The sequence below is a fragment of the Shinella sp. WSD5-1 genome (assembly GCF_963942435.1).
Classification (GTDB): domain Bacteria; phylum Pseudomonadota; class Alphaproteobacteria; order Rhizobiales; family Rhizobiaceae; genus Shinella; species Shinella yambaruensis.
Window position 1 is genome coordinate 12,193 of record NZ_OZ012603.1, and the last position, 25,409, is coordinate 37,601.

Here is a 25,409-nt window from a genome sequence, read left to right on the forward strand (position 1 = left end):
CGAGAAACCGGAGGAACAAATGACAGAGAGCAAACCCACCGCCGCACCGGAACCACACTGTGTCCACGTGATCGGCATAGGTCGGACAGGAGCGGTTTACGTCGAGGCCTTGCTTCGGACCGGCGAGATCGAGGACAATCTCGTCAACGAAGGAACGACTTTCGCTTCACTTGTTGTCGACGTTGGTGAAGATCACATGCAGGTCGCGAATGATTACGCGCGGTCTTTCAAACCGAGAATGGCGTCGCGTGGCATACCTGCTGACCGTTACCTTCACGAGAACGTCGTGCTTACGACCCCGGAAGCCGGGGCTATCGGAAAGCAGCTTGCAGCCGGCCTTCAACTGTTCGCCAACAAGGTGAACGAAGCCAAACATCCTTCGACCGTGTTCGTCGCCTGCAGCCTTGCCGGGAAAACCGGAAGCGGGATGGTGGTGAATATAGCTCGTGAACTGAAGAAACTCGGCCTTGGTGACAACGTTCGGATCGCCGGCGTCGGTCAGCTCAGCCACAGCGGTGACGGAGAATACAGCGACAGCGTCGATCAGACGAAAGCGCTGGACGAGATCGACGCAACCTGCAGCGCGGTGGAAAACAACCCGTTTTCGGGCGGGTTCTATGTCGTTCCGTCCGAGCACAGCTGGCAACGCCTCACCGTCTACACCACGACAGGCGTGAAAGAGGTACGCCAGTCGTTCAAGCAGATGGTCACCAATCGGTTTGTGGCGGACTCGTTCATGCGGTGGGCTGTGTCCGACAACGCTTCGCACCTCATCCGCATCATCAAGCGGTGCGGCGGCAAGCTCAACATGTTCGGCATCGCGAAGTTCAGCCATCCTGGCGTCCAGGTACTTCCGGGACAGGCGCGATCGATCTGGGATGCCGTGTTGCAGCAGTGGATTTCGTTCGTGCCGCAGTACTTGGGTTTGAAGGAAGGTTTCAAGACCGACAGTGTCGAAGTCCATATCTATGCCGCGCGGGATATGCGCATCGACGTGATGGAAGCCGAACTCAAAGACATCCTGGTTTCGAACTACCTCAAACAGGGCAGCTCGGACTACCAGGCCTACAAGAACGAGTTCTTCGATGAACTGACCTCGTACGGCAACATTATCTTGCCGAGTGTCGGGAAGAACGATCTCACGTCGTACGGTCGCTCGAGCGGATGATCGGCTAGCGGGGAGTTGGAGCGGACCTGATGGGTCAAGGATCGCTCCAGACGGAGGAGGCGGGTTCAGCCCGAATTCTCCTCCTCCGTCAATCGAAGCGATCGGGCCTTTGGGTTATGACACGATGAGCGGAAGCTGAAGGGCGTGGTTGCTGGCCACCCTTTACAGCCATGCGCGGTATTAGATTTTACAATCACGCAAACTTTTTCACCGACATCGGTGTGGAGCTGAAAGATGAGCGAGACGTGCTGAGCCTCAAGATCAATGGGATCGCGGGCCTGTTCTCGTATGCAGTCGGCTCGCTTCGACGAGCCGATTTTGACGAATACTTGCTTCTTGCACGGCCGAAGGACCAAGTGGCCGTATACGAAGCTATCGATAGGTTCAATCATGCCTGATGGTCGGCGACCGGACACATCTGTTCATCAAAACGAAACCCTGTCGTTTCCTAGTATTGTCGCGGGGCCTCACACAGCGCTGGTTTTCGACAATCGGGACGGCACTCTTATCGACGAGTGGATGAATGGCAACGATTATGGAGACTTCGCCGAAATAGCACTGATGTGCTATTGGCTCGACGAGAAGATCGTCCGGGCACCGAACCTAGTGAAAACGGCGCAAATATATCAGGAGTACGAGGATAAGCCTGGCCAGAAGATATCCGATCTAATCGTGGTGAGAGCGAGACTTCTCGAAGCCGAGCCACTCGCCGCTATGATTACAAGGGCAATGGCCGTGACGAACGTCTACCATGTCACAATCGTTGCGGACGTCGCCGACCTTCTTGTGTTCGACCGCCTGACCTCACTACTCATCGACAGCCCCCTACAGTCAATGCATCTATCGGCGCGCCTGCTAGTCCGCGATCGTGCACCGACTTCTGAGCGGCTTGATGGGCCCGTAATCCAGCAACTTCCTCGCGAGCGGTGGCTGCCCGAGATAGTTCGGCGCAGGGCGTTTGGGAGTCGCCCGAAGCCTGATGACACTCCCAACGCAGGCCATCACTTGCATTGAGGATGGCTGCCGAATTTGAGGTATGTCGCTATCAGCCGGACTAGTACTACAGTTGCGTTTACATCGAAATTCTGATTCACTTCCGATGTTTGATGGGAGAGATTTCGATGTCTGTCGCGGGTTGGTCCGGTTCAGTGGTGGCATGGCAGCAGGAACTCGATACACTGAAGCAGCGGCTAGGCCCGGTCTTTGGTCGACGTGAACTCCGGGCATCGGCCGGTGCCTTCCTGGACGGTTTGTTGTCCGGAGTTGAGCGCAAGACCGGCTGGTTGATGGCTGAACAGGCAGGTCTGGAGAGCCCCTATCGAATGCAATCGCTGTTGGGGCGCAGCCAATGGGATGCGGACACGTTGCGCGACGTTGTTCGCACGTATGCAACAGAGGCACTTGGCGATGAGGACGGCGTCCTTGTGGTCGATGAAACAGGATTCCTGAAAAAGGGCACACACTCGGTCGGTGTCGCACGACAATATTCGGGCACGGCTGGGCGTATTGAGAACTGCCAAGTCGGCGTCTTTCTTGCATATGCGAGCCGTTACGGTCAAACCCTGATCGATCGGCAGCTCTATTTGCCCAAAGACTGGAGCGAAAACGAATCGCGGCGTGCGGCGGCTCACATCCCGCAGCAGCAAGCCTTCGCGACCAAGCCGACCATTGCAGCCAAGCTCATTGCCGATGCGCTCGATGCTGGCGTGCCTTGCGCCTGGGTATTGGCTGGTGCGCTCTATGGATCGGATTCCAAACTACGCCGCATGCTGGAAAGCCGCGGCCAGCCGTATTGTCTGGCAGTTCGTTCCAATCATCGCCTGCGCTTTGTCCATGAGCAACACTTCGAGCAAACTGATCCGGAAACAATGGCCGCGGAACTGGAGCCGGGAGCCTGGTCCAGTCATGCAGCCGGAGAAGGTGCCAAGGGCCTTCGGCTTTACGATTGGGCCCGTATTCCTTTGAGCTCTCGTCCTGATGGGCAATGGGAACGTTGGCTTCTCATCCGTCGCAGCCGGCGCGAACCGGACGCACGCGCCTATTATTTTGTCTTTGCGCGTGCCGGTACAGAACTGAGCGAGTTGGCGGGTGCCGCCGGGCTGCGGTGGACAGTGGAGGAGTGCTTTCAGCGCGCTAAAGATGACCTCGGCCTGGATCATTGCGAAGCACGCTCGTGGCATGGCTGGAACCGACACATGACGCTCGTCATGGCTGCCGCAGCTTTCCTCGCCAAGCTCGGCGCTGATCTACGCCGCGTGGCTACTGGCAAACCGAACGAAAGGAGTCCAAATCCTCCAATCGCCGCCTGATCCGGATACTTGCATTATTGCCGACCGTCGCAGAGATCCGCTATCTGATTACGCGACTACTGCTGCCGCCGCCGATCAGAGTTCGCTACATCCTCGCTTGGTCACTATGGCGACGAAGCCACCAGGCTTCCGCAATGACCTCACATTATAAAACACGCCATCAAACGCAACTGTAGTACTAGGAGACCATAGTTAGAGCCATTAAAGGCCATCGTGCTTTAGGCTTGCCCATTTGGTGTCGCCAAGATCCGAGCTGTTCCCTTGATACCCGTCGCGTATAAGGGCGTAAGGAACGAGGGGACGCTCGGCGACGACTGCAAATCGCGCGTAGAATAATGTCCGTAGCCTGTTCCGCAGCGTTGCGCGTTGGCGCTGTGCCGACGTTATCGGACCGTGTTTGATCCGGGAGATCGCCGTGTATCCAGTTTCGTCGAGGAGCTGGGCGATCATCTCGAATGTCAGACCTTCGCTGAAAGGAAGTCGGGCCATGATGCTGGCATGTTTCTCCGTCATGACGTTTTCGTATAGGGGATCATGACCGACGAAGCGCTCGAGGCACCGTACGCCAATTTCGGCGCACCGTCCGATGAACGGCTTGGTCGCCCAGTTGCCGTCGAAGACGATTAGCTTGCCACCCGGCTTGAGCACCCGTAGCCATTCAGCAATAGCCTTACGCGGGTCCGTCAGCGTCCAGACGAGGTGACGGCAAACGATCGCGTCATAGGCGTCGTCGGGCTCCATGGTGTTCTCCGCGTCCCCGAGAACGAAACGCACTTTAGCGGACCCGGTGTGTTTTCCCCGGGCGACCGCCAGCATCTTCTTGGAAAAGTCGATTGCCGTTACGTCATGCCCTAACGAGAGAATGACCTTCGTTATTTCGCCCGTCCCGCAGGCAAGCTCGAGAACCCTCTTTTTCCCGTCCCCCAGAATGTTTTGGATAGACGCCGTCCAAGCATCCTGTTCAGGTCCGGGGGCGATGCGATGCCCGAAGGCGAGGTCAAAGGTCTCCGCTCTTAGAGACCAGTATTCCCGGATGTCTTCTTTGAGATCGTAGTTCCGCGGGTTCACAGGTTTCCCTTCCTTAACTGGCGGCCTTGAGCCTGCCCTCGCGAGCCTGGTGAACCCGACCGCGCGGCACGAAACGAATGTTACAGCTGCCGTGCCCGATGGTTTCCACCTCGGCCTCGACGCCGAAGACTTCGCGGATGCAATCCACTGTCAGCACTTCGGACGGCTTGCCGAGCGCAACCAGCGATCCGTTTTGCATAAGCGCGATCCGGTCGCAGAACAGGGCCGCATGGTTAAGATCATGCAATGCCGTGACTACAGTAAGGTCGAGTTTCCCGACCAGATCGAGAAGGTCGATCTGGTGGCCGATGTCGAGATGGTTGGTCGGTTCGTCAAGAAGAAGCACCTTGGGTTCCTGTGCAAGGGCCCGGGCTATGTGAAGCCTCTGGCGCTCGCCGCCCGAGAGGGTGTGCCAGTATCGTCCCGCGAGATGTTCCATGTCCACGTTTCGAAGCGCCCGGTTCACGGTCTCAGTGTCTATCTGCCTCCAGGGTGTATATGCGCCGAGGTGGGGAGTGCGGCCAAGTTCGACCGCCTGACGCGCGGTGAGGCGTTCTCCGGTCTCCGCTTGCTGTTCCACCAGGGCGATGCTTCGGGAAACGTCGCGTCTACCGATTTTCGACAGCGGTAAACCATCCAGCGTTACGCTGCCGACCTGGGGTTTGCGTATTCCGGAAAGAAGGGACATCAGCGTCGTCTTGCCCGAGCCGTTCGGGCCGACAATTCCGAAGAATTCGCCGTCCGCAACGTCGAAGGAAATCGACCGGAGGAGGGTTGTTTCGCCTATAGACCAAGAGAGCTGGTTCGCCGATAGCTTCATGCCCGTTCTCTCTTTTTCGCTAGGATGACGGCGAACACCGGAGCGCCCACCAGGGCGGTCACCACACCTACGGGGAGAACCTGTCCGGGAATGAGGGTGCGTGAGAATATATCCGCGAGGATCATGAAAACCGCCCCGATGAGCGCCGATGCGGGCAGCAGCACACCGTGTCTCACACCTACCAGCATTCTTGCCGCATGGGGTATCACCAGGCCGACGAACCCTATCGAGCCGACGATCGACACCATCGTCGCGGTCATTACGGCAGAAGCGCCGATAACGACGATCTGGGTCCGGAGCACGGATATGCCGAGTGACGCTGCCGAGTTCGAACCGAACGCGAACGCGTCGAGCGCACGCGAGTGCCAGAGACAGATGAGGAGGCCAAGGAGGGTTGCCGGAATAGCAAGGTACGCGTCTGGCCACCTTACGCCGGACAGATTTCCGAGAAGCCAGAACATGATTCCACGCGCCTGTTCCGCTGTCGCCGCCTTTGTCACGATAAAGGACGTCAGCGCGTTGAAGAGCTGCGAGCCGGCAACACCTGCCAGGATGATGGCGGTGGTTCCGGTACCGGTTTTCAAGGCGAGGAGGCTAATCAGCAGGAACGCCGTGAGCGCACCGAGGAAAGCACCGAGGGGAAGGCTCAGCATGCCGGTGCCCAGCCCGAGGATGGCGACACTGACCGCTCCCGTAGAGGCTCCCGCCGAAATGCCGAGGATGTAGGGGTCGGCTAGCGGGTTGCGCAGCAGGGACTGCAGCGCCACTCCAGAGATAGCCAGTGCTGAGCCGCAACACGCGGCAACGACAGCCCGGCTCAGCCGGTAACTCCATACGATGCCTTCATCCAATGGGGCGACGGGATATCCGGCACCCCAAACTTTGTTGGCGATCGTCTGCCCGACGGTCGCCATGGGGATCGCGGTTTCGCCGATCGCGGCCCCCATGCAGACGCTCACCAGGAGGACGGCGACTGCGGCGAGGGCCATCCCTGTCTTGTAGAAAGGTGAGCCGGGCTTGGTCATTTCGCGAGCCCGGCCTTCTCAATCGCGTCGGCTAACGTCTCGATGCCCTCGATCGTGCGTATCGTCGGGTTCATGGCCTGGGCGTCCATCGGAAAGACGTGGCCTCGCTCGACGGATTCCATCAACCGCGTTACGGGGTCGCTCTCGAGAAACGCCATCTTTGATTCGAGGCTGTCCATCGGGTAGCGACGGCGCTCCATTGACCCGGCCACAATGACGGTGGGGTTCTTCTTGGCGATCGTCTCCCAACCGACGGTGGGCCATTCGTCATCGGTCTCGATGACGTTTTTGATGCCGAGCGCGGACATAATGTAGCCGGGCGCACCGTTCTTGCCCGCGACGTAGGGGTCAGCTTGTGCCGCACTCGAAAACCAGAATACCGCCGACACCTTTCCTCCCAGTCCTGCGACTTTATCTCGTGCCGCTTGCTCTCTTTTTTTGAGGTCTGCGACAACCTCCTCTCCCGTGTCCTGGATGTTGTAGATGGCGGCTACATCACGGATTTCCTGGTAAACGAGGTCCATGGTAAAGACCTGATGTCTCACTCCGTCGCTCGCGGCCGAATTCTCCTTGCCGACGCAATCCGACGGCGAGATGTAGACCGGAATTCCGAGCTCATCGAACTGCTCGGGTTTGGCGACGACGCCTTCCGGCCCGACCTGCCATTGGAACTGAACGGTGATCAAATCCGGCTTTTTAGACAGGACGCTTTCGAAACTCGGATCGTTGTCGGCAAGTCGTTCGATTTTGGAATCGATTTCTTCGTACCCCTTGAGGACTGGACCCACCCAGAGAGCGGTCCCGACGACTTTGTTGGCTAAACCCAGTTTGTAGAGGATTTCTGTGCTGCTCTGGCCAATCGAAACCGTCCGGGTAGGGGCGTTCTCGATCGTGATGTCGCGACCGCAATTCCGTATCTTGAGCGGATACGATGTCTCGGCAGCTTGCACTGTGGATGTTAGCGCTGCTGCGAAAAGGACAGGGCAGAGGGTGCGGAGTAGGATGTTCATCGAGTTCCCCTTTGTCGGTATTCATGACGACATCTCCAGACCCGTGCCGTGTTTGAGGGCACGTGTGCGGAAAAAAAACCCACGTCTCGCGAAGCGAACGTGGGGCGTCGTTACCTTGGATTTGGATGGCGTTGTTGCCAGCGAAGAAAAGCTAGCGAACACGTACTATGACGTCAACAGCTTTTGTTGGCGAATGGCGAGTACCTCATAAGCGCATTTCCACATCGCTGCTGCCAACTCGTTGTTGACTCGAGCCAACCTCTAACCTAGTCTTCGTCACATCGGTATGGCAAAGATGCCATCGAAATACGGGTGATGTGACCCCACGCTTTTCGCTTTGCGGAACGTGGGCTTTTTTTTGTGTTCGGTTTTCGCCGGGCAGCTTGTCGGCAACAGAGCCGAACTACATAGGTGGCAAAAAGGCCCCGGAACGAACTGCTCTCAAGCAGCCGTTCCGGGGCCTTTTTTATTCTTGCCAGGGAGAAAGAACTTGAGGCGGAGCGATCGGTCAATCGCCGCTCCGGCAGACGACCGTTTCGCGGGGCGGGCCTCCCACCGCTTCGCGTCCATCATGTCCGAGGCCTGCGCCCACTAGGAATGCAGGCCTCGGAAGACGACCATCCGCCAAACCCAGAAACGACAATGTGAGGAGAACGACTATGTACCACGGCGATATCACCAGCAGCAAAGACACGGTCGGCGTTGCCGTCGTGAACTACAAGATGCCAAGGCTCCACACGAAGGCCGAAGTCCTCGAGAACGCGCGAAACATCGCGAACATGATCGAGGGAATGAAGGTCGGCCTTCCTGGCATGGACCTCGTGATTTTCCCGGAATATTCCACCCACGGCATCATGTATGATTCCAAGGAAATGTACGAAACCGCCTCCCAGATTCCCGGCGACGAGACCGCGATCTTTTCCGAGGCTTGCCGTAAGGCGAATGTGTGGGGCGTCTTCTCCCTGACGGGCGAACGTCACGAGGAGCATCCCAAAAAGGCTCCCTACAACACGCTCATTCTCATGAACAACAAGGGCGAGATCGTCCAGAAGTATCGGAAAATCATGCCCTGGGTTCCGATCGAGGGATGGTACCCGGGCGATTGCACTTACGTGTCCGAGGGGCCGAAAGGTCTCAAGATCAGCCTCATCATCTGCGATGACGGAAATTATCCCGAGATCTGGCGCGATTGCGCGATGCGCGGCGCGGAACTTATCGTCCGCTGCCAGGGCTACATGTATCCGGCAAAGGACCAGCAGGTCCAGATGTCCAAATCCATGGCATGGGCAAACAACGTCTATGTCGCCGTGGCGAATGCCGCCGGGTGGGACGGCGTCTATTCCTACTTCGGTCATTCCGCCATCGTCGGCTTCGACGGCCGGACGCTCGGCGAATGCGGCACCGAGGAGAACGGCATCCAATATGCCCAGCTCTCCGTGTCGGCGATCAGGGACGCCCGTAAGAACGGGCAGTCTCAGAACCACCTCTTTAAGCTTCTCCACCGCGGCTACACGGGCCTCATCAACTCGGGTGACGGCGACAAGGGTACGGCTGCATGCCCGTACAACTTCTATGCGAAGTGGATCAGCGATCCGGAGGGCACGCGCGAAATGGTCGAGGCCATGACCCGCGGCACTGTCGGAACTGAAGAATGCCCGATCGAGGGTATTCCCAATTCCACGACCGCCCATCGTTGATGCCGTAATCAACACCCTCTTGGCGGGCGGCCTGTCCGCCAGGAGAGATCATCTAAGGATTTCAGCATGCAGCCCAGGACCAACCTCGATCAAGCTTCCGCCATACCCGACGCCCTGCAGGATTTCGCGATCGTCGAGGAGCCGTTTTACCGCGCCTCCGGTGAGGAAGTCGCGCTGTTCGAGGCCGCTTACCGGATGCGCATCCCCGTCATGCTCAAGGGGCCGACCGGATGTGGCAAGACCCGTTTCGTGGAACACATGGCATGGCGTCTCGGCCAGCCCCTGGTGACCGTTTCCTGTCACGAAGACATGACGGCCGCCGATCTCGTAGGGCGATTTCTGCTCGACGCCGACGGCACCAAGTGGCACGACGGCCCACTTACCATGGCGGCCCGCCTTGGCGCGATATGCTATCTCGATGAAATAGTGGAAGCCAGGCAGGACACTACCGTCGTCATCCATTCTCTGACCGACGACCGTCGTATTCTCCCGTTGGAGAAAAAGAACGAGGTGGTGCGCGCTCATCCGAATTTCAGGATCGTCGTGTCCTACAATCCCGGATATCAAAGTGTCCTGAAAGACCTCAAGGAATCTACAAAGCAGCGGTTTTCGGCGATCGGCTTCGACTATCCGGACGACGCGGCGGAAGCGGAGATCGTAGCGAAGGAAGCGGGCGTGGAGTCCGCTATAGCGAGCGCATTGGTTCGCGTCGCGCAGCGGTCGCGCAATCTACGCGGTCACGGTCTCGACGAGGGGGCATCGACGCGAATGTTGATCCATGCCGCCATGTTGACGAGGCAGGGCATTCCGATCGCCCAGGCCTGTCGGATGGCGATCATTCTCCCTATCACCGACGACCCCGACGTCCGCGAAGCGTTGACCGCCGCCGTATCGGTCTGTTTCTGATGCCTTCGCACGCCGACCTCCTCAATGCCGGGCGATGGGATGCCGAGTGGAAGTCGGCTCACGAAAGAATCGACCAGGCCGGGTACGGTGATCTCGTCGCCAGCGCCTACCTTCGGCGGGGACCCGAGCTCGCGGTTATCTCGGGGCTCGAGCCCGTACTGAGATTGGGTCGTGCCGTCTCGGAGTTCGCGATCCGGACGGACAAGCGGACGACTTCCATTTTGCCGGACAGCGCCGTCGCCGCGGCGGAACTACTTCACCGACCGGACGCAGTCATCGAATGGCTGCTCATCGTGGAGAATGCAGCGAAGGCCGCTCCCTCAGCGGTCGTCGTGCTGCTGGAGAACAGCGCCAAAATCCTCGGCAGGGTCGACCTCGCCGGGTTCAAAGCGTTCGTGTCGATGGGTATCGCGATCGGACGTCGCCACCCCGAAAGACAGGCGGCTTTTTTCAAAATGGAAGACCCGGAGGCCAGGCGCTTCTTCGACGTCGAGGAAGGTGCGGATCGATACGCTGCGCTGCAGGGAACGCTTAGACCGTACCTACGCGCCGTGTGGGGCATCGAGCCACCCATGCAGGTCGCCGCACCCGACATGCCCGAGCCGATGCGACGCCGCGTGGGGTTCGGAGGCGGGGGTATCCGGATGCCGCCCTCGTTTGCCGGGTTCGAGGGTGAAGAGTCGCGTCGTATCTATCGCGCCGCCGTCGCCCACGTCGGCGCTCACCATCACTTCACGGAGCATCTGTTTCCCGTCGGATCGTTGAAGCCATTCCAGCTCGCCGTCATTTCCGTGATCGAGGACGCTCGCGTAGAACGTCTGGCGATCCGCGAGTTGCCGGGTCTGGAAGAACTGTGGCTGCCTTTTCATGTCGCCAAGCCCGGCGGCCCGCCTTTGGCCACGTCGCTCCTGGCAAGGCTTGCGAGAGCCCTGATCGACAGCGACTACCGCGACCCCGATGGCTGGATCGAAAAGGGACGAACGCTGTTCGAGCAGGCAGCCGACCTCGATCTGTCCGACCAGTCGCTCAGCAGGACGATCGGCGGCCTCCTCGGCAACGACCTCGGTCAAATGCGTATCCGGTTCGACGCCAAGGGATATGTCGTCCAGCCCGCATATCGCGACGACAACATCGGTATCTGGGATTTCGGCGACGCCGGGGAACCGGCAATCGAAATGCAGGACATCGTCGAAGGCGCTCGGGTCGAGCAGCAGCAGCGCGACGACGGGAAACCGGATGACGAAGCCGAAGAAAGAGCCGATAGCGAGGCTGTCGGAAAGGTATCCCTGAGCCGCGATGCGTCCGAAGGAGTTCTCGTCGCCCGGTATCCCGAATACGATTACCTCGTGCGCAAGGATCGCACCGAGTGGTGTTCTGTTCGAGAACACCGCGTTCCGGAAAAGCCGGCCGACTCGATCATTCTCGCCGAGAAGGCACATGCCGATATCTCGTCCAAGCTGGCGAACATGATCCGTGCCGCGCGGACGGGCCGAACCGAACGCTTGCGACGACAGGCGGACGGCGATGTCCTCGACATGGACGCCTGCATCGACGCTGCGATTTCCAGTCGGATGAACGTAGCTCCCGATTTCAGGGTCTACAGCCGCTACGAACGGAGAAGTCGAGACCTTTCCGTCCTGATCTTGCTCGACGTGTCGAACTCCACCGCCGATGCCGTTCAGGGCGGGGCGAGGAAAGTCCTCGACGTGGAGCGCGTTTCAACTGCCCTGCTATCAAGCACGATAGCCGGGCTGGGCGACAAATTCGCCTTGGCGGCATTCTGTTCAGACACACGTGAAGACGTCCGGTATTTCCGGATCAAGGATTTCGCGGAGCCCTACGATCTCGGGACAAAGATGCGTCTCGCCGGGCTGGATAGCGGAATGTCCACCCGGCTCGGAACGGCTATCAGGCATGCTGCCAAGGACCTTTCACGGCAACGAAGCTACCGACGTCTGTTGCTCGTGGTCACCGACGGGGAGCCTTCGGATATCGACGTGGACGACGAGCGTTACCTCGTGGAGGACGCCCGGGCCGCGGTCCATTCAGTCAATCAGAAGGGGATCGACACGTTCTGCGTGGCGCTCGGCTCCGACGCACCGTCCTACGCCGACCGGATTTTCGGTCGCAAGGGAGCGACGACGGTAACGAGGGTCGAGCAACTGCCGTCCCACCTTCTGGCGATTTTTCACAGGCTGACGCGATAGGGGCGAGTCTGGCCAACACATCAAGAGCATAGTGAGGAGGAGTACCGATGTCACAGAAGGTTTATCCGGTACAGCAACCGGTCAAGGACCGCGCGCTTATCGATAGGGCCAAATACGACCAGTGGTACGCGGCAAGCCTGAAAGACCCGGATGCGTTTTGGGCTGAGCACGGCAAGCGGATCGATTGGTTCAAGCCATTCACGGTCGTGAAGAATACGTCGTTTACGGGGGACGTTTCGATCAAGTGGTTCGAAGACGGCGAAACGAACGTCTCCTACAACTGCGTCGACCGCCATCTAGACCAGCATGGGGATCTGACCGCGATTATCTTCGAGGGCGACAACCCCTATATCGACCGCAAGATCACCTACAGGGAACTTCACGAGCATGTCTGCCGCATGGCGAATGTCATGAAGAAGTATGGCGTGAAGAAGGGCGACCGGGTTACGATCTATATGCCGATGGTCCCCGAGGCCGCATATGCGATGCTCGCCTGCGCCCGGATCGGAGCCGTGCATTCGGTCGTATTCGGGGGGTTCTCGCCCGAAGCCCTCGCTGGCCGTATCGTGGACTGCGAGTCGACCTTCGTCATCACCTGCGACGAGGGACTTCGCGGCGGCAAGGCAGTCCCCCTCAAGGACAATACGGACAAGGCAATCGACATCGCCGCACGCCAGCATGTGCTCGTCGATAAAGTCCTCGTCGTGCGGCGTACGGGGGGCAAGATCGGCTGGGCACCTGGGCGAGATATCTGGCATCACCGGGAGATCGAGACTGTCGACGCCACGTGTGCTCCGGAAAGCATGAATGCCGAGGATCCGCTTTTCATCCTTTACACATCGGGTTCGACGGGAAAGCCCAAGGGCGTCGTGCATACCACGGGCGGATATCTCGTCTACGCCGCCATGACCCACGAATACGTGTTCGACTATCACCCGGGCGACGTCTACTGGTGCACGGCCGATGTGGGCTGGGTCACTGGGCATTCCTACATACTATACGGCCCCTTAGCGAACGGCGCGACGACCTTGATGTTCGAGGGCGTGCCGACCTTCCCCGACCAGGGCCGTTTCTGGGAAGTCATCGACAAGCACAAGGTCAACATCTTCTACACAGCCCCGACCGCAATACGGTCGTTGATGGGTGCGGGTGACGAGTTCGTCACCCGGTCGCACCGGTCCAGTCTGCGTCTTCTCGGCACCGTCGGCGAACCGATTAACCCGGAGGCATGGCACTGGTACCACGACGTCGTGGGGCAGGGGCGTTGTCCAATCATCGACACGTGGTGGCAGACTGAAACAGGTGGCCATCTCATCACTCCGCTGCCAGGGGCGACGGACCTCAAGCCGGGATCGGCGACGACACCGTTCTTCGGGGTCAAGCCAGAACTCGTGGACGACGATGGCAATGTCCTCGAAGGGGCGGCCGACGGCAACCTCTGTATCGCTGACAGCTGGCCCGGCCAGATGCGCACCGTTTACGGCGACCACGACCGCTTCATCCAAACATACTTCTCGACCTACAAGGGCAAGTACTTCACGGGAGATGGCTGCCGTCGGGACGAGGACGGCTACTACTGGATCACGGGGCGCGTTGACGACGTGCTCAACGTGTCGGGCCATCGCCTCGGAACGGCGGAAGTGGAATCCGCTCTCGTGTCGCACGATCTCGTGTCGGAGGCGGCGGTCGTCGGCTACCCGCATGCCATCAAGGGACAAGGCATCTACTGCTACGTGACACTAATGGCGGCCGCGGAGGAATCCGATGAACTGAGGCAGCAACTCGTCAAGCATGTCCGCGGCGAAATCGGGCCCATCGCCGCGCCGGACAAGATTCAGTTCGCGCCGGGCCTGCCGAAAACGCGTTCGGGCAAGATCATGCGCCGGATTTTGCGGAAGATCGCAGAGGATGATTTCGGAGCTCTCGGGGATACCTCCACGCTCGCCGATCCGGCTGTCGTGGATGATCTTATCGCGAACCGACAGAACAAAGCGGCAGCTTGATAAAAGGGAACGAACATGAGGCTGATGTTTCTAGGCGCGCCGGGTGCCGGCAAGGGCACACAGGCGGAAATAGTGTCCCGTCGGTACAAGATACCGCACCTGTCAACCGGGGAGATACTCCGTTCGGAAGTCCGTTCCGGTACCGAACTCGGGCTCTCGATCCGCGCGACTATGGAGGCTGGAGGTCTCGTCTCCGACGATCTCATTTCCGATGTCGTCGCCCGCCGTCTACAACAAGGCGACGCGGCACGGGGCTTCATACTCGACGGATTCCCCCGAAACGTCGCACAAGCCCAGTGGCTTGACGGCTTGCTCCCCGACGAGAGGCTAGATGCTGTGATCGAACTGGTCGTAGACGAAGCCGTCGTTCTGGAACGCGTCCTGAACAGGGCCAGGGCCGCCCTAGCGAATTCTACGGAGGTCCGGAAGGACGATGACGTCGATACGATGCGGGTGCGCCTGGAGGCCTACCGCGTAGCCACGCTTCCTCTTTCGGCATACTACCGCGAGCAAGGCCTGCTCTTCAGGGTCGGCGGAATGAAGGGTGTGCACGAAGTGACCGACGAGATCCTGAGCATTACGGCCCGCGAGACGGTCGCCGAGCCATTCGGTTAGCGACCGCACTTCGCAGCCAATCCGGATGGCTCCCTTCACACCGCCGCTGAAGGGAGCGGATCGGCTGCCGCTCATCCTCGTTGCAGCGGCAGCCGATCGGTCTTGGGAGGGTATCGCCGGAGTCCGTCGCCGACACCGCTTGGTGCCTCTTCCGGGACACTCTCCTCCGTCCCTGCCGGAGGAGAGCGGTCGTTTGCCGTTCCGCCTGTCGGGAGCGGCAAACGACCTGTTTCGCTCGCCGGCGGTTCAGTGCGCGATCTGGGTCAGGAAGGTCTTCGTGCGATCCTGTTCCGGGTTTTCGAAGAACTTCGCCGGGGTGTTCTGTTCGATAATGACAAGCGGGCGATCTTCCAGGCGGCAGCCCATGCGCAACGAGCCGTGACATTCCTGCATTCCTTGCAGCCGGGAGCGGATGTGAAGGCTGCGGCCTGACGCTCAGGCGCGGTCGTCACCAACAGTGGCGGCCGAGTGAACCTCATCCCGTTGGTCCTTCAGACCTTGGGAGATGTCAGCATCCAGCCTTCCCCAGATCGACGGTTTTTGAGCGGCGGGTTTGGGTTTGCGGGACGGTTTGCGTTCGATGATGAACGGTTTGGTCTGCTGACGCATTGATCCTCCGGGCAGCGATTCACGAGCGCAACGATATCGCACGGGGCGTTGCGGGCAAGCAGGCCAACGATGGGAGGGGCTCGGTCTCCGACTGAAGCGTGCAACGGCGTTGATGCAAGTGCGGCATGGCCAAGGGTGCCATTCTTGCCCAACGCAAGTGTAGCAGAAAGCCATTGCCTATCCCTTTTACGTCAGAGTTTCCGGCAACCCATCTGCGGGCTCGATGAGGCATGTCTGACCGGAGACCGGCCGCGCCTCGATCGTCTTCCCGCAACGGCAAGCCGCAGATTTCTTACCCCGGAAGCCTAAAGGCTCCTCCTCTCCCACTAACAAATTTGCGACTTGCCGCCCTCCATTTCATTACGGCCCTATTGGGTGCGGTCCGATCGTCACCGGTCTTTTGACAGCTATCGAGGCCGCGATGGGCGCGGCCCGAACACGAGAAAAGTAGAGTAGGAGCACAGCGCCTGCCTGCCTCGCGGCAGGTGGTTTCTGCGCCCCTCTCGCCGAACCGGACGTGCAAGTTTTCCAAGCCACCGGCTCTCCATGCGTGGCTATCGCCACGGGTGGCCCTCACACGGACATGAGGGTGTCGAACGATGCCCAGAAGCGATCAGCTCCTTTTCGGAACTTCTCGTCAGGGTCGTTCCATCCGTTTGGTATTCGTATGCCCCGGAACGGGAAGCGGGTTGACCCGCCCTCCCGGAAGAACCGCAGCGATTTCGGTCCGTCGACCCATCGCCAGCGGCTGTCGGGTGCTGTTGCACGGAAGCGGCGACATAGCTCACGCCATGTCGCCTTTCGATACTTCTTGCGCAGCCATCGCCCGATGCGCTCCCATAGCCACCAATCCAGACCGGAGAAGTCCCGCGTGGCCCATGTGGCGTAGCGGTAGTAATTTCGCCAGCCGGTGATGACCGGGTTGAGGCTCTCGATGAGATCGGCAAGGGATTGACCTGTCGGTGTCTCCTTCACCCTGACCTTGATCTTGTGGCGCAGATCCTTCAGCTTGCTCTTCGGTATGAAGAGATTGCCGACCATACGGCCGGTGCGGCGAGCCTTGGTCTGCACTACCCGATAGCCGAGGAAGTCGAAGCCTTCCCCAACCTGGGTGATCCTGGTCTTTTCCATCGACAGTTCCATGCGCAATTCCTGCTGTAGGAACTGCGCTAGCGCCAGCTTTTCGGTCTCCGCTTCCTCACGTGTTCCGTCCGTCAGCACGACGAAGTCGTCGGCATATCGAACGGCGAAGAATGTCGGCCTGTTTCTCCGGCGGTCGTAAAGCCGCCGATCGGCTGCATTCTGCGGTCGCTCGCGAGGACGCATCGACCACCGTCCATACCTCTCGTCAATGGCAGCCAGATAGATGTTGGCCAGCAACGGCGAGATGATGCCACCCTGCGGGGTGCCCGTGACAGGGTGGCGGACGGAGCCCTCGACCATGACACCGGCCTTCAGGAAGGCGAGTACGAGCCAGAGAACCTTTCGATCTCCGACACGGCAGCGTACTCGCTCCATCAGCACATGATGATCGACGGCGTCGAAGCAGCCCCTGATGTCCCCTTCGATCACGAAGCGGTACTCGGAGGTGCCGCTGGGTGTGGGGTGCAAATGACGCTGGATGTTCGCCAGCGCATCATGGGTGCTCCTGCCGGGCCGGAAGCCGTATGAGGTCGGATAAAAGTCCGCCTCGAAGATCGGTTCCAGCACGAGCTTCAAAGCCATTTGTACCAGTCGGTCCTTGAGCGTTGGAATGCCGAGTGGACGCACCTTGCCGGGTTTGCCCGGTTTTGGGATCAGCCTTTGCCGGACAGGCTCGGGCCGATATGTGCCGCCGCGCAGCTCATTTCGGATATCCTCGACGAATTGCACAGCGCCGCCCGGCCGCTCTTCAACCGTTTTCCGCGTGACGCCATCGGTTCCCGGTGTTCGACTGCCCTTGTTACGGGACAAGCGTCGCCAGCTTTCCGAGAGCGTCCTGCGGTCGCATACGATGTTGAACAGATCCGCGAACACCTTGTCGGCGTCCGCGACACTCCACCTGTGAAGTTTGCGCTGCATGTCGAGGACGAACACGGTATTCACCGCATCGGGCTTCATCGGCCCACCTCCTGCCGGCTTGCTTCACTCACTGTCTCCCTTCGCCATGTGGACGGCTTTCCCGCCCTCGGACTACTACGAAGACTCCGCCCCCAGCCGCGCCGATCATCGGTCGCCTCGATCATCTCGCGCCGTCCGGCGGGAGAGAACACGGCAAGGTTCCCAAGTTCACCTGTTGTCCCTTCGCCTGCCTTAGGGACCGACTCTACCCCGTGAGAACTCCGGCCATCGGCCACCGCAAGCTGGGCCGCTGGCTGACGCGCGCGACCGCGCACGCCCCTGATCCCCGGTAATCCAGCGGAGATCGGCGCTTCTCCGGTCTTTCGACCGACCTGCCCACTTCCGGCTTGGCAGGTTCCATGTTGCAACGAGGCTTCAAACATCGGTTCGATTATTCTTCCCATAACAGGCATGCTTGCCGGACCGGCCACGGGCGGAAGTCCCTGGCCGTCCGACTTTGACGGGTTCTGCTTATTTATGGCTTGCCGAAGGCACCCGGCTTACCTCACCCGTCTGCTTCAGCCCCCGCGCTTGCGGCGCGTTGGCGGCAGGGTCTCCCACCCTGCAGGGGCAAAAAGTGCGCGTGACGGTTTCCAGCCGTCACTCTTGGCGCACGGAATACGAAAATGGCAACCATCGGCACATTCACCTCCACCGAAAACGGCTTCACCGGCTCCATCCGCACGCTCGCCCTTAACGTCAAAGCCCGCATCGCCCGGGTCGAAAACCCCTCCGACAAGGGCCCGCAGTTCGCGTCTACGCCGGGAGCGTCGATTATGCAGAGAGCGGGATTTTGCGGAGTGTTGGTCGCTGAAGCCTGCTTTTGCCGGTGTTTGCGGTGGATTTTACTCCGCATAATTCCGGAGCCTTCTGTGCCGCTGAGATAGATAGTGCGTCTTAAAATACGGACGTCTTTGGCCTATGCTGGTCCGCAGGATCATTTAGGCGAAAGCTGCAAAGTTGGCGGAAAAGAATGATGCTTGGGAGAACATTGCGCGCATTCGACGGCGGTTAGCCGATCTGAATGACGAGCGGATGGCGCTTGAGCGTGAGCTGGAAGCGTTTGAGCAACAGCTGATTTCCGATAGCCAGGTTGCCGCCGAGAAGCCAGCCTTCGCCGATGCCCCTGTTACCAACAGCTCACCGTCGATGGAGAAGGTGGAGTTATTCCGGCAGCTGTTTGCCGGGCGCCCCGATGTCTTTCCGGTGCGATGGGAAAATAGAAAGGATGGACGCACCGGCTATTCGCCATCCTGTTCCAACGAGTGGGCGAAAGGAATCTGCGGCAAGCCGAAGGTGAAATGTGGGGACTGCCCCCATCAAGCGTTCATCCCGTATTCCGAGGGCATCATCGAAAAGCACCTTCGTGGTGGCGATGCCCGGTCAAGCGACTTTGTTGCCGGCGTATATCCATTGCTGCAAGACGAAACATGCTGGTTCCTTGCTGCTGACTTCGACAAGGAAAGCTGGGCGGACGATACCAGAGCGTTGCTGGCAACCTGTCGTGCAAAAGGGATTGCCGCAGCCCTCGAACGGTCGAGGTCAGGAAACGGAGGCCATGTCTGGATATTGTTCTCCGAACCCGTTCCCGCGAAGATCGCCCGACAACTGGGGGCCGCGCTGATAACAGAGACGATGGAGAACCGCCCCGAGATCGGCTTCACGTCTTACGACCGTTTCTTTCCCAACCAGGATACGATGCCACTTGGCGGCTTCGGCAATCTGATCGCGCTTCCTTTGCAAAGGAAAGCCCGCGAAAATGGAAACAGCGTTTTTGTCGATGGCGACCTGCAACCCTACGATGACCAGTGGGCATACCTGTCGTCTTTACCCAGGTTGTCGGCGGACGAAGTCTTCAGGATCGCCGACGAAGCCGAATTGTCGGGGCGGGTCTTGGGCGTCCGGATACCAGTCGATGACGAACATGCCGATGAGCCGTGGAAGATGTTGCCGTCACGTCGGAGCGAGCCGCGGCGAATTGAGGCTGCGATCCCGCAAAGCATCAAGGTCGTGATCGCCGACCAGGTTTACATCGATAGGACCGAGCTTCCGTCCGCGCTGATTGCGCAGTTCGTGCGCCTGGCAGCATTCCAGAACCCGGAATTCTATCGCGCACAAGCAATGCGATTGCCGACATTCGGCAAGCCGCGGATCATCTCATGTGCCGAACTTCACCCACGCCATGTCGCGCTGCCACGAGGCTGCTTCGACGAAACTGTAGAGTTGATCAGGAGCCATGGCGCGACCGCCATTCTGGAGGATCTCCGCGAAGATGGAGAGGCTCTACCCGCCGGCGTCTCGTTCCAAGGGGAACTGCGACGGCCACAATCGCGGGCCTTTGATGCTCTTGTCGCCAACGATAACGGCGTGCTCGCCGCCACGACTGCCTTCGGTAAGACAGTTGTCGCAGCTGCACTCATAGCGCATCGGAGCCGCAACACGCTGGTTCTTGTTCACCGCAGAGAGCTTCTCACCCAATGGGTAGAGCGTCTGAGTTCCTTCCTGAGCATCGACCCAAAGCAGATCGGCATCATCGGTGGCGGGAAAAGGAAGCCGACAGGGATCGTCGATGTGGCGCTGATCCAAAGCCTGGTTCGCAATGGCGAGGTCGATGACATCGTGGGAAATTACGGTCATCTGATTGTCGACGAGTGCCACCATCTGTCCGCTGCAAGTTTTGAACTTGTCGCTCGCAGATCCAAGGCGCGATATGTCGTCGGCTTATCTGCCACCGTTGCCCGAAAGGACGGTCATCATCCGATCATCTTCATGCAATGCGGCCCCGTTCGCCATCGGGTCGATGCAAGAGTTCAAGCTGCCGAGCGTGGTATTCGCCACCGTGCCCGCGACCGTTCGACGAAGTTTGAGTTGCCAGCGTCACTCGTCTCGGCAGAGCGCCCGTCAATGCCAGCGATCTATGCGGCCCTTGCGCAGGACCAAGGCCGAAATGACCTGATATTCGATGATGTGTTGAAATCCCTCGAGGCCAAACGTTCGCCCATCCTGCTGACGGAGCGTAAGGATCACCTCGACTATCTGCAGCAGAAGTTCTCGCCGTTCGTGAAAAATCTGGTGGTGCTACGCGGCGGCATGTCGGCGAAGGATCGCAAGCAGGCCAACACGGCCTTGAATGTCGCGGATGATGATGAGCGCCTGATACTAGCGATAGGCCGCTATATCGGGGAAGGCTTCGATGACGCCCGGCTCGACACGTTGTTCCTGACCATGCCGATCGCCTGGAAGGGAACTCTGGCGCAGTATGTCGGCCGTCTGCATCGTCAGCATGATGGAAAGCGGGACGTCCTGGTCGTCGATTATGTCGACAGCACCGTTCCGGTGCTGGCCCGGATGGCCGCAAAGCGACGAGTGGGTTATCGCGCGCTGGGCTATGTGATCGAATGAGGGCGCCCCGCTGTGAGCGGAGCGCCGTGGTGCTGGTCAGCGAGACCAGATGAGCTTGTGCTCGCCTTTGTCGCCCTGGACGAGGGAGGCATAGACCGGAGCTGTGAAGGATGGATCGTCGAGCTTGAGCGAGAGGTATTCGGCGCCGGTTTCGCGGGCGGTCCGGCTCCAGCCGGCTCCGAACTCGACACCCGTTGCTGTGACCCGGAAGTCCGGGGCGCGATCGTTGTCGCGGTCGCAGGGTTTGATGGATGCCTTGACGTTGAGGGTGAGGGTCTTGATGGTGCCGTTGTAGGCGCCGGTTTCGTCGCGGGTGAAGGTGCCGATCTGAGCCATTGTCGTTTCTCCTGAGAGTTGTTCGAAGCCGCCCGATGCGGCCTCGATGGCGGTCAAGAGGCGACGGGTTGGCCTGCTGCATCCAAAGGACCACAGCGCCAGCGGAGGACGGCGGTAGCCGAGCTTGTTGCTTCGCGAGGAATGGCCGCTTGCGGTCAGGGGAAGAAGGTCGGCGAAGCCGTTGCAGGCCAAGGCCGGACCGGCGCCAGACCAGCCGAGATGAGAGGCCGTATCGGGGCTTCGCTGCATTGTCGGCAGAGAACGACGTGGATGATCGCCTCATCATCAACAGGAACACCGCTGTCGCAGTGTCATTGCCCCTACCGATGTCATTGTCATCATCTTGAGGACCAGCAGCAAGACACGTCGGCCTGTGAGGCCAAACGTGCCGATAACGGATGAGCTGCATACCGACTGCTGGAATGGACTTTAAACCTCCGATTTGTTCAACACGCCGGACTTCTCCGGCGCCGACAAGCAACTGGAGGTAATAGTGACAAAGCGAAAGTACAGACATCCCCGCAGTATTAATGTTCGGATCAACTGGCTACAGCCGCATGTCGATGGGTTCAAGGAGTGGTTATCCCAGCGGAATTATTCGCCTGCAACGATCGTGGAGGTGGTGCGCCTGTTGGCGCTATGGAGCGACTGGGTACGAGCGACCGGCTTCGAGATCGACACGCTCGCTGTTGGCTTCGCCGCATCGGTGTCGGTGTTCCAAGGTAGCAAAAAAGCGCGTGCTCCGCAGGGTGCGGCCGGGCTGTTCCTCTCTTATCTGCACGAGAAGAACATTCTGCCTCCAGAACTGCACCCGTCGCTGGAAGAGACCTGGCCGGCGCTTGCCGCGTTCCGATGCTGGATGAGGGAGCAGCGTGGTATCAAGGATTCCACACTCGATACCTATCAGCCAATCTTGATCGATCTTCTGGTGTCGCTCGGCACTGATCCGGATGTTTATACGGCAGGCGCGATCCGCGGCTTCGTGCTCGATCGCGCGAAGCCGCACGGCCGCGCGCGGGCTCAGGGTATCACTGTCGCAACGCGCGCCTACCTCAAATATCTTGTGGCGATCGGGCAATGCCCCGCTGGTCGGGAATATGCAGTTCCGAGCTTTGCGAGCTGGCAACTGGCGACGACACCGCGTTTCCTTGGTCAAAGTGATATCGACCGCCTCCTTGCCGCTTGTGGCGGCGAAAGCCGGTTACGCGACCGCGCTGTCATGCTGCTCCTGGCTCGGCTGGGCCTCAGGGCCAGCGAAGCCGCCAATCTCACTTTCTGTGACATTGATTGGAAAAATGGCCGAATAACGCTTGTCGGCAAGGCCCGGCGGGAGGAACGGCTCCCGCTACCTCAAGACGTTGGCGATGCCATTTTAGCTTATATCGAGCGGGCAAGGCCGCGCATTGCGACGACTCGAGTGTTCCTGACGGATATTGCACCGATCAGGCCACTCAGCCGAATTGCCGTGAAATGTATCGTGCGCCGCGGGCTCGACAGAGCGGGGATTGAAAGTAACCATCGAGGTGCGCATGTGCTCCGCCACTCGGCGGCGACCGCGATGCTGCGTAACGGCGCGAGCCTTGCCGGCGTTGGAGCCGTGTTGCGTCACCGTTCTCCATCGACGACTGCGCTCTACGCCAAGGTAGACATCGGCCTCTTGTCCGAGATCGCGCAACCATGGGGCGGGAGGTTACCATGCTGAGTGCCGACGTCGATCGCTATATCAGTCTGCGCCGCGCGCTAGGTTATAAGCTTGTCCAGGCCGAACGGCATCTCCTTGCCTTCGCGCGCTTTGCAGCGGAACGCGGCGAGAGCCACATTCGCACTGCAACAGCACTTACATGGTTGCCCATGGCGGCCAAAAGCCCAAACGCCATGGCGCATCGCCTGACAGCCATTATCCTGTTTGCTCGCTTCCTGCAGGCGGAAGACCCTCGCCACGAGATACCGCCCCCAGATATCAAGCGGATCACCAATAGGCCGGTTCCCTACATCTATACAGCGGACGAGATAGCGCGGATTCTCGATACTACCGGTCATCTAAGGCACCAAAGGCCCAATCCGCTGCGGCGCGAACTCTACGTCATGCTTTTTGGGTTGATTGCATCCACGGGACTGCGTGTCTCCGAGGCTCTTGCGCTCAGGGTTGATGACATTCGTATCCATCCGGCGAAGGCCGCGGAGCTTATGATTTAGGCTGGTCCGCCATGATGCGTTCGATCCTTTCCGGATCACATTGCTCGTCGATAAGGAACTGCCGCACACCTCCGTCCCAGGTGCGGATATCGGCGAGGAATTCCTGCAAGCTTTCGATCCCCCGGTCCGTGAAGGTGGTGATGCCCTCTTCGCTGCCGTCATGGACATGGATCATCTCGCCGTAGTCGATGTTGTCGGAATTGTTGGCGATTTTCTGGAGAAGTTCAATGTTCTCGCCGATCAGCGAGGCGACATAGTCGATCGTGTAGACATGCGTCGGGCGCGCCATCAGGCTGCTTTCTGGTGGACGTGGCCTGCGGAAGACCAGTTCCACGGCAACAGTTCCGGCAGCCGCGACACGGGGATGCCAGGCATGCGAGCGAGCACGTCCGCCAGCCAGGCCTGCGGATCGATGTCGTTCATCTTGGCCGTGACGATCAGGGAATACATGAAGGCAGCACGCTCGCCGCCGCGCTGGGAGCCGGCGAATAGCCACGCCTTTCTTCCGAGAGCTATCCCGCGCAGGGCGCGCTCGGCCGCATTGTTCGACATGCAGAGCCTGCCATCGTCGAGGAACCGGGTGAAGGCTTCCCAGCGCCCGTCCTTCTCGAACATGTAGTTGATCGCCTTGGCGACGGGATTGTGCTTCGACATCTGGGAACGCTGGGCCATGAGCCAGTCGTGCAGTTCCTCGGCGATCGTACGCGCATGTTGCCGCCTCGCTACCAGTCTTTCCTCGGCGGACTTCCCGTTTATGCCTCGCTCGATATCGAAGAGCGCGTCGATGCGGGCGACGGCCTCGAGCGCGACAGGCGATATCTCGTGGGCAGGTTTGCCCTTGCGCACGTTGCCGGCGATATCGGCCAGTTCGAAGAACTTGCGCCGTGCATGGCTCCAGCAGAGCGCGCTCTTGACCGGTTCGGGGCGGCGACCCGCACGATAGAGATCGTTGTAGCCACCATAGGCATCCGCCTGCAGTATGCCGTGCCATCCGGCAAGATGCGTGTTGGGATGGGTCTTCTCCCGGTCCGGAGAAAAGTGGAAGAGCGCCGCCGGCGGCGCGCCGCCCGCAAAGGGACGATCATCGCGGACGTAGGTCCATAACCTTGCCTGCCTTGTTGCACCCCTGGCCAGAAGCGGCACGGTGGTGTCGTCACCATGCAGCCGAACGGCTGCCAGAACATGGGCACGGATCAGGTCATGGATCGGCTGCAGCGCCGTCGCGCAGGCCCCGACCTGATCGGCCAGCGTAGAGAGGCTGAGATCGACGCCTTCCCTGGCATAGCGCTCGGCCTGGCGGTTCAATGGCTGATGCTGACCGAACTTCTCGAACAGGATCGTGGCGAGCAAGTTGGGACCTGCCCATCCACGCGGAGTCGGATGGAAGGGAGCCGGTGGCTGGCTGATCTTCTCGCAGTCCCGGCAGGTGAACTTCTCCCGCACCGTCTGGATCACCTTCCACTGGCGCGGGATCGCCTCCAGCGTCTCGGTGACGTCTTCGCCCATCTTCACGATCCGGGCCGAGCCGCAGCAGGCGCATTGCGTGGGAGCTTCGATGACCAGGCGCTCGCGCAGCAGATGTTCGGGAAACGGCTTGCGGGCCGGCCGGCGGCGTTCGAAGGCGGAGACATTTGTGATCTTCGCTGCCACGCGTTCAGCCGCGATCTCGTCTTCGGTGGCGTCGGCTTCGAGTTCTTCGAGCTGCAGTTCCATCTGGTCGATCAGCCGGGCGCGCCGTTCCGAGCTCTGGCCATACTGCTCACGGCGCAGCTTTGCGATCTCGAGCTTGAGGTGCCGGATCATCGCCTCCGAAGTCGTCACGACGGCGCGCACCTGCGCGAGATCGGCCTCGGCGGAGGCGGCACGCGCTTCCGATACCGCAAGCGCGGCGCGCAATCTGGCTATCTCCGAAGCAGCATCATCCATGGCCGAAAGCTA

The 25,409-nt window shown here is 59.9% G+C and carries 19 protein-coding genes and 3 pseudogenes; 13 read left to right on the plus strand and 9 right to left on the minus strand.

Annotation, left to right across the window (positions count from 1 at the left end; translation table 11 throughout):
- Nucleotides 1–19: 19 nt before the first annotated feature.
- The 3 genes from AABQ55_RS34110 (at nt 20) to AABQ55_RS34120 (ending at nt 3,477) form a co-directional block, all read left to right on the plus strand.
- Nucleotides 20–1,168, plus strand: coding sequence for a hypothetical protein (locus tag AABQ55_RS34110; RefSeq protein ID WP_272809245.1), 1,149 nt, complete (start codon nt 20–22; stop codon nt 1,166–1,168).
- Between the two features lie 390 nt (nt 1,169–1,558).
- Nucleotides 1,559–2,182, plus strand: coding sequence for a hypothetical protein (locus tag AABQ55_RS34115; RefSeq protein WP_272809244.1), 624 nt, complete (start codon nt 1,559–1,561; stop codon nt 2,180–2,182).
- Nucleotides 2,183–2,289: 107 nt separating this feature from the next.
- Nucleotides 2,290–3,477 (plus strand): IS701 family transposase, encoded by a 1,188-nt coding sequence (locus tag AABQ55_RS34120; RefSeq protein ID WP_272809243.1) that lies wholly within the window; start codon nt 2,290–2,292, stop codon nt 3,475–3,477.
- Between the two features lie 201 nt (nt 3,478–3,678).
- On the opposite strand, the gene AABQ55_RS34125 is transcribed toward AABQ55_RS34120, so the two are convergent.
- The 4 genes and pseudogenes from AABQ55_RS34125 to AABQ55_RS34140 form a co-directional block, all read right to left on the minus strand.
- Entirely contained in the window at nt 3,679–4,545 is an 867-nt protein-coding gene (locus AABQ55_RS34125; RefSeq protein WP_338341951.1) for a class I SAM-dependent methyltransferase, read from the minus strand.
- 13 nt (nt 4,546–4,558) lie between these two features.
- Nucleotides 4,559–5,365 carry an ABC transporter ATP-binding protein gene (locus AABQ55_RS34130; RefSeq protein ID WP_272809340.1) on the minus strand — a complete coding sequence of 269 codons (807 nt, stop codon included), beginning with the start codon at nt 5,363–5,365 and terminating at the stop codon, nt 4,559–4,561.
- Nucleotides 5,362–6,354: a FecCD family ABC transporter permease gene (locus tag AABQ55_RS34135; protein WP_443021304.1), complete on the minus strand. Its 993-nt coding sequence runs from the start codon at nt 6,352–6,354 to the stop codon at nt 5,362–5,364. Before AABQ55_RS34135 ends, AABQ55_RS34130 begins: the two co-directional genes overlap by 4 nt.
- A 32-nt stretch (nt 6,355–6,386) precedes the next feature.
- Nucleotides 6,387–7,334 (minus strand): annotated as a pseudogene (locus AABQ55_RS34140) (ABC transporter substrate-binding protein); the annotation flags it as partial.
- 725 nt (nt 7,335–8,059) lie between these two features.
- Here AABQ55_RS34140 and AABQ55_RS34145 point away from each other — a divergent pair.
- The 6 genes and pseudogenes from AABQ55_RS34145 to AABQ55_RS34170 all read left to right on the plus strand — a co-directional run.
- Nucleotides 8,060–9,097: an aliphatic amidase gene (locus tag AABQ55_RS34145; RefSeq protein ID WP_272809337.1), complete on the plus strand. Its 1,038-nt coding sequence runs from the start codon at nt 8,060–8,062 to the stop codon at nt 9,095–9,097.
- Between the two features lie 102 nt (nt 9,098–9,199).
- Entirely contained in the window at nt 9,200–10,003 is an 804-nt protein-coding gene (locus AABQ55_RS34150) for a CbbQ/NirQ/NorQ/GpvN family protein (RefSeq protein WP_338341958.1), read from the plus strand.
- Nucleotides 10,003–12,210 carry a nitric oxide reductase activation protein NorD gene (locus AABQ55_RS34155; RefSeq protein ID WP_272809335.1) on the plus strand — a complete coding sequence of 736 codons (2,208 nt, stop codon included), beginning with the start codon at nt 10,003–10,005 and terminating at the stop codon, nt 12,208–12,210. The genes AABQ55_RS34150 and AABQ55_RS34155 overlap by 1 nt, the downstream gene beginning before the upstream one ends.
- A 47-nt stretch (nt 12,211–12,257) precedes the next feature.
- Nucleotides 12,258–14,213, plus strand: a complete 1,956-nt coding sequence (gene acs, locus AABQ55_RS34160; RefSeq protein WP_272809334.1) for an acetate--CoA ligase — start codon at nt 12,258–12,260, stop codon at nt 14,211–14,213.
- Between the two features lie 15 nt (nt 14,214–14,228).
- Complete coding sequence (locus tag AABQ55_RS34165; RefSeq protein WP_272809333.1) at nt 14,229–14,828, plus strand: adenylate kinase; 600 nt, start codon at nt 14,229–14,231, stop codon at nt 14,826–14,828.
- A gap of 330 nt (nt 14,829–15,158) precedes the next feature.
- Nucleotides 15,159–15,260, plus strand: a pseudogene (locus AABQ55_RS34170) (antirestriction protein ArdC); the annotation flags it as partial.
- Nucleotides 15,261–15,263: 3 nt separating this feature from the next.
- Here AABQ55_RS34170 and AABQ55_RS34175 read toward each other — a convergent pair.
- Both AABQ55_RS34175 and ltrA read right to left on the minus strand, forming a co-directional pair.
- Nucleotides 15,264–15,437, minus strand: coding sequence for a hypothetical protein (locus AABQ55_RS34175; RefSeq protein ID WP_272809332.1), 174 nt, complete (start codon nt 15,435–15,437; stop codon nt 15,264–15,266).
- A gap of 573 nt (nt 15,438–16,010) precedes the next feature.
- Nucleotides 16,011–17,537, minus strand: coding sequence for a group II intron reverse transcriptase/maturase (gene ltrA / locus AABQ55_RS34180; RefSeq protein WP_272809205.1), 1,527 nt, complete (start codon nt 17,535–17,537; stop codon nt 16,011–16,013).
- A gap of 626 nt (nt 17,538–18,163) precedes the next feature.
- Between ltrA and AABQ55_RS34185 the strand changes: the two are divergent.
- Both AABQ55_RS34185 and AABQ55_RS34190 read left to right on the plus strand, forming a co-directional pair.
- Nucleotides 18,164–18,312 (plus strand): annotated as a pseudogene (locus tag AABQ55_RS34185) (DUF736 family protein); the annotation flags it as partial.
- A gap of 260 nt (nt 18,313–18,572) precedes the next feature.
- On the plus strand, nt 18,573–20,939 hold the full coding sequence (locus tag AABQ55_RS34190; protein ID WP_445190523.1) for a TOTE conflict system archaeo-eukaryotic primase domain-containing protein: 2,367 nt from the start codon (nt 18,573–18,575) through the stop codon (nt 20,937–20,939).
- A gap of 36 nt (nt 20,940–20,975) precedes the next feature.
- Here AABQ55_RS34190 and AABQ55_RS34195 read toward each other — a convergent pair whose 3' ends face one another.
- On the minus strand, nt 20,976–21,275 hold the full coding sequence (locus tag AABQ55_RS34195) for a DUF736 domain-containing protein (RefSeq protein ID WP_024318408.1): 300 nt from the start codon (nt 21,273–21,275) through the stop codon (nt 20,976–20,978).
- Nucleotides 21,276–21,768: 493 nt separating this feature from the next.
- Between AABQ55_RS34195 and AABQ55_RS34200 the strand changes: the two genes are divergently transcribed.
- Together AABQ55_RS34200 and AABQ55_RS34205 are read left to right on the plus strand one after the other, a co-directional pair.
- Nucleotides 21,769–22,977, plus strand: a complete 1,209-nt coding sequence (locus tag AABQ55_RS34200) for a tyrosine-type recombinase/integrase (protein WP_272809330.1) — start codon at nt 21,769–21,771, stop codon at nt 22,975–22,977.
- Nucleotides 22,971–23,471: a hypothetical protein gene (locus AABQ55_RS34205; protein ID WP_272809329.1), complete on the plus strand. Its 501-nt coding sequence runs from the start codon at nt 22,971–22,973 to the stop codon at nt 23,469–23,471. Before AABQ55_RS34200 ends, AABQ55_RS34205 begins: the two co-directional genes overlap by 7 nt.
- On the opposite strand, the gene AABQ55_RS34210 is transcribed toward AABQ55_RS34205, so the two are convergent.
- Together AABQ55_RS34210 and tnpC are read right to left on the minus strand one after the other, a co-directional pair.
- Nucleotides 23,461–23,760 (minus strand): hypothetical protein, encoded by a 300-nt coding sequence (locus AABQ55_RS34210; protein ID WP_110808511.1) that lies wholly within the window; start codon nt 23,758–23,760, stop codon nt 23,461–23,463. The two genes, AABQ55_RS34205 and AABQ55_RS34210, sit on opposite strands and share 11 nt — an antisense overlap.
- Nucleotides 23,760–25,397, minus strand: coding sequence for an IS66 family transposase (gene tnpC, locus AABQ55_RS34215; RefSeq protein ID WP_256121439.1), 1,638 nt, complete (start codon nt 25,395–25,397; stop codon nt 23,760–23,762). Before tnpC ends, AABQ55_RS34210 begins: the two co-directional genes overlap by 1 nt.
- Between the last annotated feature and the right edge of the window lie 12 nt (nt 25,398–25,409).